A 14,387-nucleotide genomic window follows, 5' to 3' on the forward strand; every position below is an offset into this window, starting at 1 on the left:
AAATATCTTATTTTGTCGGGGCGGCAGGATTCGAACCTGCGACCTCCTGGTCCCAAACCAGGCGCGATGACCGGACTACGCTACGCCCCGAATTTATATCTAACAATTTGTATTAGATGCGGAGAGACTGGGACTCGAACCCAGGCGACGGTTACCCGCCGACAGATTAGCAATCTGCTCCGTTACCACTCCGGCACCTCTCCAATTTTGAAAGCTCCTTTGCTTTTGCGGTTGCAAATGTATAACAACTTTTTATTCTGCACAAATATTTTAGAAACTTTTTTGTACATTTTTTATCAATCTAATAATTATCAAATACTTAAAAATAGTAAAATCTTCTTTATATCCGTTCATCTAGGAGGAAAAACAATACCATAACCTGTACCGTTATTAAAAGTTGCTCCTGAGGGAAGTTCCATTGAGGTGTCTGTGGGAGACCAATCCCATAGTTTTGTTTCATCATCTGTAATGGTATTAGAAGTTTTATTATATTTCTTACCATTGAGAGGATAATAAAGCAGTAAATCATTTGTAGGTTTAAGAGTACTCCACAACTGTAATTGTATTTCTTTTTGGGTTAGGGCTCGTTTCCACAAACGCACCTCTCTGAGAAGCACATTAGCTCCCGCAAACCATAAATCTTTTACATAAATTCTACTATTAGTATTTGCTGTTTTAGAACTTACCTCTTTTCCTTCAACATATACACGCAGGGTATTGCCGTCACAGGTTACTGCAATAGGATACCATTTATTAGTTTGTGCCTTAAATACCTCAGTAGGTATTAATATTGAAATATCCGAAGCTTTTATGTCTAATTGATTGTTTGTAAAGCCTATCTCAACTTGATGAGTATTAGATGTTACTCCTACTATTGGGTTGCTTCCTATGAGATTTGAGCAATTAATTGTAGCTTCAAAAGTCCATTGAGGAAGCTCGTTATTAGATACAACTTCTCCCGTAGTAGCTTTTGTAGTTGCCATACTCAATACCTTTGTTCTTGTTTCTTTATGGACTACTAAAAGCAAACGGTCTTGTCCTGCAATAGCTTCAATATTATTTCTACCTCTTATTTGTATGGGGAGTGCATACACTTCGTTGTTAGGAAACGTTAGTTCACTAATGGTAATATCAATAGGAGTTTCTGTTTCATAAGTATTGAAGATAGCATTTTCATCAATACTATATTTATCAGTAGGTAAGAGTTTGTAATCCGTACCATATTGTGCATTATAGTCGGTTAAGGTTTGAGCATCACCTGTGATAAGCTGAGCTGATACTATCTTACCTGCAGCTCTTATCAGTTTCACCTTTAAGTTTTGAATCTTGTTATCTTGGTATTCTTGTACGTACACTTCAACGACGTTATTACCATCAAGAAATACTCCCTGATATACATTGGGAGCTTGAGGCGTTTTGTCGGTAGTTTCGTCTTGACAAGCTATTACACTTAGTAAGCCAAGTATTAAAAATATCTTTTTCATCTTTGTAGAATTTTAGAATTGCATTTTCACATTAAGTCCATAGCTTCTTACAGAAGGCAACATAAATTTGTCGTATCCACTGCCATAAGTACCTACAGAAGGCACTATTTCGGGGTCAAAAGGTGCTTTGTTATAGAGCATTAGCAGGTTGTTGCCTACTAATGATACACTGAGGTCTTTTAAGCCTTTTACAATGAATCCTTCTCTAAAATGATAGGTAAGGGCAGCTTCTTGTAGACGAATATTGGTAGCCGAATATTGATAATCAGAAGCCGTTCTATTAGCTATGAAAGTAGCATAGTTAGCTCGGTTATCGGCAGAGGCTTTAGACACCCCATAGCGATCGAAATAACGTTCTGTTTCTGAAAGAACTATTCCTCCCAAACGCGCTTTAAACAAGAAATTCAAATCGAAATTCTTATAGCTAATCTTTCCTTGCCAGCCTAATAGCCAATCGGGATTGGTAGAGCCTAATTTGTTGCCATTTGCATCGTATATATCACCTATTTCACCACCTTCACGTAAGGTATACATACCGTTGGCTATCTCGTGAGGTAAACTCACAATCTTGTTCTTATTAGTAGAAACAACAAGCTGAGTTTCCCAATTTACCCCTTTAGAAGTATTAGGATAAGTATACCTTAAAGCAACTTCTGCTCCTTGATTTTGCACTTCACCTGCTTGTTGCCATACAACAGGTACTAATTGATTATTAGTACGAGTATGATAGAAAGTAGCGTTAAAAGAAAGATTGTTAAACCATTGGGTATCTAAGCCTACTTCATAAGAAGTAGTACGTTCTAACTGTAAATCAGTAGGGTAGTTAGGCAAACTATACGCATCACCTAACCAAGCGCGAGACGTTTCAGCTACCCCTAAGCCCGCATAACTCATAGGAGCTGCTACTTGACTATAGCCTCCACGCAATTTTGCATAACTTAATATATCTTTATCTATACCTATAAATTGATGTAACAAAGCTGAAACACCTACTGATGGACTGAAGACCATATTTTTATTTGTAGAAGGATAATCGGACGGTTTATCAGCACGACCTGTGAGAGTGAGATAAATCTTAGATTGCCAACCTACTTCAGCCATTGCAAAGAAGGCCGTGTTACTCCGTTTTCCCCATAATGGGTGGGTTATAGCTGTAGGAGCTGTGATATTGCTTTGAGTAAAATTATTTACGTTATGCAGATTACCTTTGTAACCTTCTACTTGAGTATTGTACCCTTCATACGAAGCTCCTAAATGAGCATCTAAACTGAAGTCATTCGATAGATTTTTATTGTAATGTAAGAGTACATCGGCATATTGTTGTTTGAAAGTCTCTTTCCAATGAGCATAATAACCATTAATGCCTGCATAAGCAGGAAGCGTAGAAGCATAACACTTATCGTCCATTGTAGAGGCTGTATTATCTATACGGAAGCGTGCTACTACGTCTAAATCTCCTATAATTTTATAGCTTACTTTACCTGAAAACATATAGCGGTCTTTAGTAGTAGGACGTAAATTTCTGTACGCTATCCAATAAGGATTTTGGACATTTTCACCTAAGTTAGCTGGTGTATCGGGCGTACCTGAACCTGCAATCCAATATTGCTTAGCATAACCTGCGATAGCATCATAACGTTCAAAATAACGTTCTTGACCAAATTGTTCCCCTCTTGGGTATAAGTACAAGCCCACTATAGGATTGAAAGCGATACCGGAGGCTACCTGGTTGCGTTCATACTGACGGATATAATTCCCCGAAAGGTCTATTTGTAAAGCATCATTTAACAGAGAAGTTGTATTGTGCAAATAAGCATTATAACGGTTATATACGCTGTTGGGCACTATACCACCTGATTGTAAAGAAGCTAATGAAGCGTAAGTTTTATTTTTACCTCCTTTAAAATCTATACCTCCTGAAATGCTTACTGCATTCTGGTACACGTGTCCAGTTTTATAAAAATCATTTATATTAAAAGAAGTACCCTTAGGCAAAACACGAGTGGACAGTGAAGTGTATTGCCCTAACTCATTGCCATAGGTTTCTTGGAACTCAGGTTTTGTGAGTTTATTTACAAACTCTATTGAAGAAGAAAGGTTAATTTTAAATTGGTTACTTTCAGCTTTTTTAGTGCGAATGAGTAGCACACCATTGGCAGCTGAAGCTCCATAGAGTGCCGTTGCTTGCGCTCCTTGTAATACAACTACTTCTTCAATATCCTCAGGATTGAGGTCGGAAATACCTTCGCTGGTATCTCTACCATCACCTCCAATACCTCTTTCAGCTTGGTTAGCGATGGGCATTCCATCTATCACGTACAGTACATTATTATCACCAAAGAGTGAGCGAACTCCACGCATAGTAGCTTTAGTAGCCCCACCAATACCCGTAGCACTTCGCTGGCTATGCAACCCTGCTATTCTTCCATCAAGGCTATTCACAAAATTTGCTTGCTTGACTTGAGTGAGGTCCTTGTCTGAAACTTTTTGTTGTTGATAGGGTAAAACTTCCTCTTCTTGATAAATTCCTAGAGCAGTAGAATATTTTGGCTTACCTATTAGGATATGATCAATATGCTCTATTATTTGGGGTCTTAAGACTACCTTAAAGTTAATATTCTTATTTTTACCCTCTACTTTTCTTTGCTGGGATTCATATCCTAAAAAACTAAACTCAAGTACATCACCTACTTTGGCTTTGAGTTCAAACTTACCATCAGTATTCGTTGAAACACCTTTAGAAGCTTTTGTTGAACGTGTGTTTTTAATAATTACTGCAACCGATGGCATAGGTTGATTGTTCTCATCGAGAACTTCCCCAGTAATGCTTTTCATCTGGGCGTGAACTACTCCTGCAAATAAGAATAGCAAGACTAACACAAGTTGTATTTTCTGTTTCATAGCGTTTACATATAAATATACCCTGCAAAGGTACAACTTTTATTCACTTATACAAAATTTTTACACATTTTTTTAAATATAAGCTCTATTACTTATTACTAAATACGATTTTCAGAGGTAGAATAAAGAAAGTAAGAGAGTAAGAAAACTAATCAGATACTCAGCAGTGAAACTCTTCTTGTTTTTAGCTACTTCTTCAGGAGTACCAAAGGCTATTACTTCGCCACCTGCTTTACCTCCATCGTGCCCTATATCTATGATATAGTCTACTTTTCTGATAACATCGAGGTTGTGCTCTATCACCAGAACAGTATTGCCCTTATCTACCAAACGGTCGAGTACTTCGAGGAGTACTTTCACATCGTCAAAATGTAGTCCTGTAGTAGGTTCATCTAATATATAAAAAGTATTTCCTGTATCAATTTTCGATAGCTCAGTAGCTAACTTCACCCGTTGGGCTTCCCCTCCTGAAAGAGTAGTAGATTGTTGCCCTAAAGTGATGTAGCCTAAACCTACCTCTTCAATAGTTTTTAGTTTGCGGTATATTTTAGGTATAGGTTCAAAGAATTTTACTGCCTCACTTATAGTCATATCCAGTACATCGGCAATAGATTTTCCTTTGTATCGCACTTCAAGCGTTTCACGGTTAAAACGTTTTCCCTTACAAGTCTCACAAGGTACATAGACATCGGGTAGGAAGTTCATTTCAATCACCTTTAAGCCTGAGCCTTCGCAAGTTTCGCATCTACCGCCTTTCACGTTGAAACTAAATCTACCTGGTTTGTAGCCACGTATTTGCGCTTCGGGTACTTGGGTGAAGAGGTTGCGTATCTCACTGAAAACACCTGTGTAGGTAGCAGGATTTGAACGTGGAGTACGCCCAATAGGTGACTGGTCGATGTCGATTACCTTATCAATATATTCTAAGCCCTCAATGCTCTTGTAAGGCATCGGTTTTTTTACGCCATTAAAGAAATGAGCATTCAAGATAGGATACAGAGTCTCGTTAATAAGTGTTGATTTGCCACTTCCCGATACACCTGTTACCCCTATCATTACCCCTAAAGGGAACTTTACAGTTATGTTCTTCAAGTTGTTGCCCGTACAGCCTTTTAAGATAATTTCTTTGCCATTGCCTTTGCGCCTTTGGGTAGGTATTTCAATCTTTTTTCTCCCACTCATATAGTCGGCGGTGATGGTATTTGCTTTTAGCAACTTTTTAGGCGTTCCTTGGAAGATGATATCCCCTCCATTTACGCCCGCTTTAGGTCCTATATCTACTACATAATCGGCTTCTTGTATCATTTCTTCATCGTGTTCTACCACAATTACTGAGTTGCCAATATCTCTGAGCGATTTCAGCGAGTTGATAAGTCTTTTGTTATCTCGCTGATGCAAACCGATGCTAGGTTCATCGAGTATATAGAGTACTCCAGTGAGTTGTGAACCTATCTGTGTTGCCAGTCTGATACGCTGTGCCTCCCCTCCGGATAACGATTTAGAACTTCGGTTAAGAGCTAAATAAGTAAGCCCTACATCTATGAGGAATTGGAGTCGGGTGGTGATTTCTTTGATGATTTCTTCAGATATTTTGCGCTGTTTGGTAGAGAGATGCTCAGGTAGAGATTTGAACCACGCCAATAAATCTGTAATATCTAAGGCAGATAGTTCAGCTATATTTTTATCAGCTATTTTAAAGTAAAGCGCCTCTTTGCGCAAGCGAGTGCCGTGACATTCCTCACAAGGAATGGTATCCATAAACTCTTCAGCCCAGCGCTTGATAGCTACCATATCGGCATTTTCGTGCTGGCTTTTGATGAAGTTGATGATACCTTCGAAATCAATTTCAAAATTGCGCGTAATGCCTAATACATCCGATTTGATAGCGTATTTATCTTTACCACCATAGAGAATAATATCCATCGCTTCTTTAGGAAGTGTTTCAATAGGGTCGGAGAGTTTATGACCGAACTTTTGTACAATGAGCTCTAATTGTTTGAATATCCAAGTGTTCTTTTGCTCTCCTACTACTGTAATCCCGCCGTTCTTGATAGAGATAGAAGGATCAGGGATAATCTTGGAGAGGTTGATTTCTTGCACTTCACCCAACCCATTGCAGTGCGGACACATTCCTTTGGGAGAATTGAAAGAGAAGGTATTAGGTTCAGGAAGAGGATATGAAATGCCCGAAGAAGGACACATCAAATGTCTGCTGAAATAGTGAGCTTTTTTTTGGTCGTGTTCTAAAACCATTAGCACATCGTCGCCGTAGTTCATTGCAATTTTGATACTTTCTTGCAGGCGTTTTTGGGTGTCATCAGTATCATCAATTTGCATACGGTCGATCACGATTTCAATATCGTGTGTTTTGTAACGGTCGAGCTTCATACCTTTTTCGATATCACGAATTTCGCCATCGGTACGCACTTTTACAAAGCCTTGTTTGGCAATCTGCTCAAAAAGCTCTCGGTAATGTCCTTTTCTCGATTGTACCACAGGAGCTAATAGGTTAATGCGTTTGCCTTTGTATTCCTTGGTAATGAGTTCCTGAATTTGGCTATCGGTATAACTTACCATCTTTTCGCCCGTTACGTAGCTATAAGCATCGGAAGCACGGGCAAATAGCAGGCGCAAGAAGTCGTAGATTTCGGTGATTGTACCCACTGTAGAGCGCGGTGATTTGGAGGTAGTTTTCTGTTCGATAGCGATTACAGGCGAGAGTCCGTCGATTTTATCTACATCGGGGCGCTCTAATCCCCCGAGAAATTGGCGAGCATAAGCCGAGAAAGTCTCGATATAACGGCGTTGTCCTTCGGCATAGATAGTATCGAATGCCAATGAGGACTTGCCACTACCAGAAAGCCCTGTGAAGACTACAAGCTTTTCGCGAGGTATGGAAAGGTCTATATTTTTGAGGTTATGCACCCTTGCGCCTTGAACTTCAAGTACATCAGTGGGAGCTACATTATTCGTTTTCTTTTTCATTTAGTGACTATTATAGAGGCTACCATAAGTAGCCTATGATTAAATAATTAGGTGATACTAATCTTTCTATGCATCTAATAACTGCATTACTTTTAAGGCTTGATACACAGTATTGATTCCTTCAAAAATAAGGAGCAAACGCAACCCGTTACGGGTTTCTTTCTCTTGCATACGACACTTGTTAGGGTAACGTTGTACAAAGAGTAGCACCTTTTGAAAACGCTCACTTTGGTAAAATGGACTGTTTTGGTCGGAGATAAAATAGCCTGTCATCTTACCGTTTTTCATCACGAGCTTTTCAATTCCCATACGAGTAGCTATCCATTTCACTCGCACGCTGTTGAGCAAGTCGATAGCTTGGGGAGGAAGTTTGCCAAAACGGTCGGTAAGATTGCGTTGGTACTGCTGTAAAGCTTCCTCATTGGGTAAATTACTCAGTTCGTTATAAAGATTGAGCCGTTCTGCCACTCTATTGACATAGGTATCAGGAAAAAGCAATTCAAAATCGGTGTCTATTTGAGTATCGGTGAGGTAAGTTTTATCTTCTTCGGCAGTGTGATATAGTTCTGAGAACTCATTTTCTTTGAGCTCTACTATAGCTTCTTGCAATATTTTCTGATAAGTTTCGAAGCCTAACTCATTGATAAATCCACTTTGTTCCCCGCCTAAGAGGTCTCCAGCTCCACGAATTTCTAAATCCTTCATAGCAATATTTAACCCGCTTCCTAAATCAGAGAACTGAGCTATAGCTTCAATACGCTTGCGGGCATCATCACTCATCGCTACCAACGGAGGGGTGATGAAGTAACAAAATGCTTTTTTATTACTTCTACCTACACGTCCACGCATTTGGTGTAAATCGGATAAGCCGAAATTATGTGCATTATTGATAAAGATGGTATTAGCATTGGGTACATCTAAACCATTTTCAATGATAGTAGTAGCTACTAATATATCGTAAGCACCATTCATAAAGGCTAACATTGTTTCTTCTAATTTTTTTCCGTCCATTTGTCCGTGACCAATGGCTATACGTGCATCGGGTAATAGGCGTTGAATCATACCTGCTACTTCCTGAATATTCTCTACACGGTTGTGCATAAAGAACACTTGTCCGCCTCGCTGAATTTCATAACGAATACCATCGCGTATTATCTCTTCGCTGAAAGGTACTACCTGAGAATCGATAGGGTAGCGGTTAGGGGGAGGTGTATTGATTACTGATAGGTCGCGGGCTGACATTAAGCTGAACTGTAAGGTTCGGGGGATAGGTGTAGCAGTGAGGGTGAGCACATCAAGGTTTTCTTTGAGCGTTTTGAGCTTATCCTTCACGCCTACACCAAACTTTTGCTCTTCGTCTACTATCAGTAGACCTAAATCTTTATAAGCTACTTTTTCGCCTACTATCTGATGAGTTCCGATGATGATATCTAACTGACCATTTGCAAGTTCTTCTAAGATGATTTTCTTTTCTTTAGCTGTGCGAAAACGGTTGAGATAATCGATGCGCACAGGGAAGTCTTTCATACGCTGACTAAAGGTTTGAAAGTGCTGAAAAGCGAGTACCGTAGTAGGTACCAATACCGCTACCTGCTTGCCGTTGTCTACCGCTTTGAAGGCAGCGCGAATAGCTACTTCGGTTTTTCCAAACCCAACATCACCACATACCAATCTGTCCATAGGTTTTGGGCTCTCCATATCAGCTTTTACATCGGCAGTAGCTTTGCTTTGGTCGGGTGTATCTTCATATAGGAAAGAGGCTTCCAGTTCGTTCTGCATATAGCTGTCGTGAGAGTATGCATACCCTTTAGATTCCTTACGTTTAGCATACAACTGAATCAAGTTGAAGGCTATTTCCTTCACTCTTGTTTTTGTCTTCTGCTTGAGTGCCTTCCAGGCTCCAGAACCTAATTTGTATATCTTGGGTGGCTTGCCGTCCTTACCGTTGTATTTAGTGATTTTATGTAGGGCGTGAATGCTTACAAATAGGACATCGCGGTCGCCGTAAATCAGTTTGATAGCCTCTTGTTGCTTGCCTTCAACCTCTATCTTCTGTAATCCAGCAAACTTACCAATACCGTGGTCGATATGGGTTACATAGTCGCCTACTTCTAATTGCATTAACTCTTTGAGCGTAATCGCTTGCTTTTTAGCATATCCGTTCTTCAGCTGGAATTTGTAGTAACGCTCAAATATTTGATGGTCAGTAAAGACATTCAGCTTGTGCTCATTATCTATAAAGCCCGCGTGTAGAGAAATCAGTAGTGTTTTGTAATGCACTTTTTGTTCCATCTCCTCAAAGATGTCGTGGAAGCGTTTGGCTTGTTGCTCACTACCACAGAGGATATAGTTTTGGTATCCCTCAGTGTGTTTATCGTTTAAATAACTGATAAGAAGCTCGAATTGCTTGTTAAATGAGGGCTGTGGTGTAGTGCGGAAAACAATCTCTTTTTCGCCTTTGGAGAAAGATGAGGGAAGATTTATATTTATTTGCTGAAATCTCCCCATTTGGTTTAATAAATCTCCTGATTGACAATATAGCACATCGGGTGTACTGTGTTTTACTTCATTAGTGAGCTTTTCGTAAATGTCAGTAGCTTTAGTGAAGAGCTTGTCAATTTTTGCTCCAAAAGTAGATGTTTCCTTAGATATTAAAAGAGTCTGTTCGCTGATATACTCTAAAAATGACTGACGTACCTCATTACCTTCTTTGTTTTCGACGTTAGGGATAATGGTAATCGTAGAAAGCTGTGTTGTTGAGAGCTGTGTTTCGACATCGAAAGTGCGAATACTTTCTACTTCATTGCCAAAGAATTCAATGCGGTAAGGTTCGTTATTTGAGAAAGAAAAAACATCAACAATCCCCCCGCGTACTGAAAACTCGCCAGGTTCGGTTACAAAATCAGTGCGATTGAAATTATAGGAGAAAAGCACTTCGTTCAAGAGCTCAATGGTTAGTTGGTCTCCTTTGCTAATCTTTAAGGTATTTTGCTCTAATTGCTTACGAGTGATAACTTTCTCGAAGAGCGCTTCGGGGTAGGAGACTACTATCAGTGGTTGCCCACTATTGCTCAGCTGATTGAGTACTTCAGCACGTAGTAACACGTTGGCGTTATCGGTATCTTCAATTTGATACGGGCGACGATAGCTATCAGGAAAGAAGAGTACTTGTTCGCCTACTAAGGTCTCTAAGTCGTTTAGCAAATAGGCACTTTCTTCTTTGTCGGGCAAGAGTACCAATAGCGGACGCTTGGTATTAGTATAAACATTAGCTATGAGTAAGGACAGAGAAGCCCCTGCCAAACCATTGGCAACGGTATTATGATGTGCTTTAATTTCAGTTAATAAACTTTTATAAGTACTATTTTCTGCAAATAATTGTAATAACTCTTTCACAAATAGGGATTATGATTACAAAGTGCAAAGGTACGCATAAATTAGGAATTAACAACTAATTCATTACAGTTGTTATAAGCTATTTTTTGCATATACAAAAGTTCTTCCAAAACCTTATTGATATCTTTTTCAGGGAACGGCAATGCGATAAGGAGCTCATTGGGGGTTATAGGTTTAGACTTCAATAAACTCCAAACTGCTTCTTTAACCTCTTTTTTATCAACTTTTGGAGGAGGTAGTTTGGCAATACAATTTGAACATACTCCACAAGGTTTTTCGGATTTTTCACCGAAGTATTCTAAGAGCTGAATGTTGCGACAAGTATCCTCATTTTGAAGATAGCGGAATACTGCTTCTTGCAAGGTTAGCTTGGTGTGATTGTACTCTTTTAAGTTTTTAGAAATACTATTAATAGTGCGGTCATCATCACGAGGCACATTAAAGACAATTTGAATATCAGAAGCTTCATTTTTTAAGATAGCCATTCCATCGTTGTGCAAATGTTCTAAATTCTTGATGATATCACGATAGTCGAGTTCTGTGAGTTCAGTGATTTTTTCCATCTCCAAAGTTATAGGCTGACTGTAGATAAGAGGGTAAGACCTTATGAGATAGATAACAAGATTTTTTAGATAACGATGCGTTTGTAAATAAGTAATAAGTTGAGGGGCAGGAGCTGTAATATGCAAAGTAACCTTCTTGTAAAATTGCTGGCTGAGTGAAATAATAGACATTCGGTCTAACACCTGCAAACCATTATAGGACTTTATAGGCGATAGCTGATAACGCTTCCAGAAGTCGGGGAAGAAGAAACTGAATACCCCTTCTTGTCCTTCACCTATTGCTATTTGAAAATAAGCATTAAGTTTTGCATAAAGTAGCTTGAGAAAAGGAATGTCTACCAAGTAATCTTTTAGCAGTTTATTAGCATTTTCAACGTCGATTTTACCATAGAATAGGATAGCTTCGGCTGGATTACCATCGCGACCTGCACGTCCAGCCTCTTGAAAATAGTCCTCTAAGGTTTGAGGTATATCCCAATGAATTACGAAGCGCACATCAGGTTTGTCTATCCCCATACCGAAAGCATTGGTAGCTGCCATTACACGTACATCGTTGAGCAACCACATACTGAGCTTTTTATTCTTTTCTTCGGCAGGAAGACCTCCGTGAAAATAGGCTGCTGAGATACCGTGATTCTGCAATAGTTCAGCCAATTGTATGCAACCATTTCTACTGCGCAAGTATACGATAGCACTCCCTTCGGTCTTTCTTAACAGTTGTAGTAACTCGTGCCATTTATCGGAAACCTTATACACTTTGTAAGCGATATTAGGGCGTGCTAAAGAAGTACTGATAACAGTAGCATTTTCTATACCTAAATGATGTAAAATATCTTGCTGTACTTGATGCGTTGCCGAAGCTGTGAGTGCCAATAATGGGACGTTAGGAAATTCTTCTTTCAGCCATTTACACTGTAAATAAGTAGGACGAAAATCTTTACCCCAATGTGATACACAATGTGCTTCGTCTATCACTATTAAGTTAATAGACATTGCTTTGAGATAAGAGCGCACCAATTCCTGTTGCAGACGTTCAGGGGACAGGTATAAGAATTTGTATTGCCCATAGAGAGCATTGTTTAGCAAGCGTTCCAGCTCAGGGTAGGGGAGACCTCCCGATAACGATAGTGCACGTATTTCCCTATTTTTAAGAGCCTCTACTTGGTCTGTCATTAGGGCTACTAAGGGAGAAATAACTATGCAGATGCCTTCTTTCATCATAGCAGGCACTTGAAAGGTAATAGACTTTCCTCCACCCGTAGGCAATAAGGCTAAGGTATCTTTTCCGGATAATACCGAGTTGATAACAGCTTCTTGAGAGTTGCGAAAACCGTCGTACCCCCAATACTTTTTGAGTATGTACAGAGGTTCATTCTCCATAAATACTACTGCTTATAACCTTTGTATGCTGGACGCGCCAATTGAGGAAAATCAATAAACGGATTACGGTTACCTTGTGCCTTTTCAATCACATTGTTACGCTGACGTTCAAGGTCAGAAACAGGATCTTCGTCATTCCATTTTAGGAGAACTTGAAGTCCTCCTAATACAATAACATCGTCTATTCTGTCGTGATATCGTAAGTTGATATACATAATCATTCGTGCAACATCTCCTTTCCATTCGTCTCCTGGATACCAAGCGCCTTTTGTACGACCAGCTTTCCCTTTACCATCGGTAAAAGGAATATTTCCTCTACTACCATTTAGTTTACTATCACAAGCTTTTAGATGATGTAAATCACCTTTAGCATCTCCCTTATACTTTGATTGTGGATAGATGTGTTCTGTATTGAATGTTTGGGGTTTATAAGTGTTACTTCCACTATTGTACTCTCTCCAGAAACGTTCTTCTCCTGTATAAACCAGTACAACATTTTGAGGATTTTTAAGGCTTGCATCGGCTTTATAAAGATATTTATGGCGCTCACCATAACCTAATTGATTTTTATGCTTACTAATAGTAAGAACTGCTAAATCATCATACAAAGCTGTCCCCGTTTTAGTGAAATCAAACCCTTTATAGTAAGTTTTTAACTCCTCGGGTACTGTAATCTTTACAGGAGGAATGGGCTCCTCAGTAGTGGGAGTAGTGGTGGTAGGAGGGTTAGGAGCAGGAGGTACAACAGGGAGAGGTTGTGCTTGGTCATCATTCTTGCAAGCTAACAAGAGCATTACGAATAATAAAACATAAATTCTTTTCATATGTATTTAATTTTTAGTTATTTGTTTACACGAAAAAGCTAACTTTAGCATTAGTAACGTTTTTCAATAGTACATTCTCATCTTGATGTGTAATATCAGTACTGAAAACAGACTGTTGCATTATACTTCTTTATTTCTTATTTTCATTAAATGATAGTGCAAAGGTACGAAGTAATTATTAAATAAGCAAATATTGATTAATGATTAATGGTTAATGATTAATGGTGAAATTAAGAAGGCTTATAGGATAAACGAACAATGAGTGGCTCTACAGTGGCTCTACAGTGGCTCTACAGTGGCTCTACAGTGGCTCTACAGTGGCTCTACAGTGGCTCTACAGTGGCTCTACAGTGGCTCTACAGTGGCTCTACAGTGGCTCTACAGTGGCTCTACAGTGGCTCTACAGTGGCTCTACAGTGGCTCTACAGTGGCTCTACAGTGGCTCTACAGTGGCTCTACAGTGGCTCTACAACGAACAAAAGACGAACGATGAACGAAGGAATAACGAACCTAAGTAGAAGGAAAGTTGAAGCTAAGGCAGAGATAAAAAGAAGGTTATTAGTGGATTTCAACTTTTCCAAAGATTTGAAACTTTGGCAAAGTTTATATAAATGACGGTGCGAGCCACACGGGCACATAAAATTAGTAGATGAGTTAATTAGCAAATTAGCAAATGAGGGTGGGAGAATAAAATAATGTAGATATAGAGAGCTTATAGGAAAAACGAACAAATGAGGGTGCGAGCCACACGGATAGATAGGGGAAAGACGAAGAAAAATTAAGAATAAGAGGGGAATAAAGTGGAAATGAAAGAAAAAAAGAACGCATTTTGCGAATTTAATTCTCAATGGTAT

Annotated in this window: 7 protein-coding genes and 2 tRNA genes; 1 reads left to right on the plus strand and 8 read right to left on the minus strand. The window is 39.2% G+C overall.

Annotated elements, in window-relative coordinates; genetic code table 11:
- Positions 1-15: 15 nt before the first annotated feature.
- The 8 genes from AM608_RS01985 to AM608_RS02020 form a co-directional block, all read right to left on the minus strand.
- Positions 16-90 (minus strand) — tRNA-Pro (locus AM608_RS01985).
- Positions 91-119: 29 nt separating this feature from the next.
- A tRNA-Ser gene (locus AM608_RS01990) sits at positions 120-203 on the minus strand.
- A 147-nt stretch (positions 204-350) separates the two neighbouring features.
- A complete protein-coding gene (locus tag AM608_RS01995) occupies positions 351-1,484 on the minus strand; it encodes a DUF1735 and LamG domain-containing protein (RefSeq protein WP_053580597.1) in 1,134 nt (377 codons plus the stop codon).
- Between the two features lie 12 nt (positions 1,485-1,496).
- Positions 1,497-4,385 (minus strand): SusC/RagA family TonB-linked outer membrane protein, encoded by a 2,889-nt coding sequence (locus AM608_RS02000; RefSeq protein WP_053580598.1) that lies wholly within the window; start codon positions 4,383-4,385, stop codon positions 1,497-1,499.
- Between the two features lie 111 nt (positions 4,386-4,496).
- The gene (gene uvrA, locus AM608_RS02005; protein WP_053580599.1) at positions 4,497-7,370 is read right to left on the minus strand and encodes an excinuclease ABC subunit UvrA; all 2,874 of its coding nucleotides are present in this window, start codon (positions 7,368-7,370) and stop codon (positions 4,497-4,499) included.
- Positions 7,371-7,436: 66 nt separating this feature from the next.
- Positions 7,437-10,766: a transcription-repair coupling factor gene (gene mfd / locus AM608_RS02010; RefSeq protein WP_053580600.1), complete on the minus strand. Its 3,330-nt coding sequence runs from the start codon at positions 10,764-10,766 to the stop codon at positions 7,437-7,439.
- A gap of 41 nt (positions 10,767-10,807) precedes the next feature.
- Positions 10,808-12,709, minus strand: coding sequence for an ATP-dependent DNA helicase RecQ (locus AM608_RS02015; protein ID WP_053580601.1), 1,902 nt, complete (start codon positions 12,707-12,709; stop codon positions 10,808-10,810).
- A gap of 5 nt (positions 12,710-12,714) precedes the next feature.
- Positions 12,715-13,533: an endonuclease I family protein gene (locus tag AM608_RS02020; protein ID WP_053580602.1), complete on the minus strand. Its 819-nt coding sequence runs from the start codon at positions 13,531-13,533 to the stop codon at positions 12,715-12,717.
- Between the two features lie 262 nt (positions 13,534-13,795).
- Here AM608_RS02020 and AM608_RS12375 point away from each other — a divergent pair, with 262 nt between their 5' ends.
- Positions 13,796-14,026, plus strand: a complete 231-nt coding sequence (locus tag AM608_RS12375; protein WP_253273500.1) for a hypothetical protein — start codon at positions 13,796-13,798, stop codon at positions 14,024-14,026.
- Positions 14,027-14,387 lie beyond the last annotated feature (361 nt).

The organism is Capnocytophaga sp. oral taxon 323 (assembly GCF_001278825.1).
GTDB classification, from domain to species: domain Bacteria; phylum Bacteroidota; class Bacteroidia; order Flavobacteriales; family Flavobacteriaceae; genus Capnocytophaga; species Capnocytophaga ochracea.

Coding starts and splice junctions, on each gene's coding strand:
- uvrA (WP_053580599.1), bottom strand. CDS start 7,370: ATGAAAAAGAAAACGAATAATGTAGCTCCCACTGATGTACTTGAAGTT.
- AM608_RS01995 (WP_053580597.1), bottom strand. CDS start 1,484: ATGAAAAAGATATTTTTAATACTTGGCTTACTAAGTGTAATAGCTTGT.
- AM608_RS02000 (WP_053580598.1), bottom strand. CDS start 4,385: ATGAAACAGAAAATACAACTTGTGTTAGTCTTGCTATTCTTATTTGCA.
- AM608_RS02015 (WP_053580601.1), bottom strand. CDS start 12,709: ATGGAGAATGAACCTCTGTACATACTCAAAAAGTATTGGGGGTACGAC.
- AM608_RS02020 (WP_053580602.1), bottom strand. CDS start 13,533: ATGAAAAGAATTTATGTTTTATTATTCGTAATGCTCTTGTTAGCTTGC.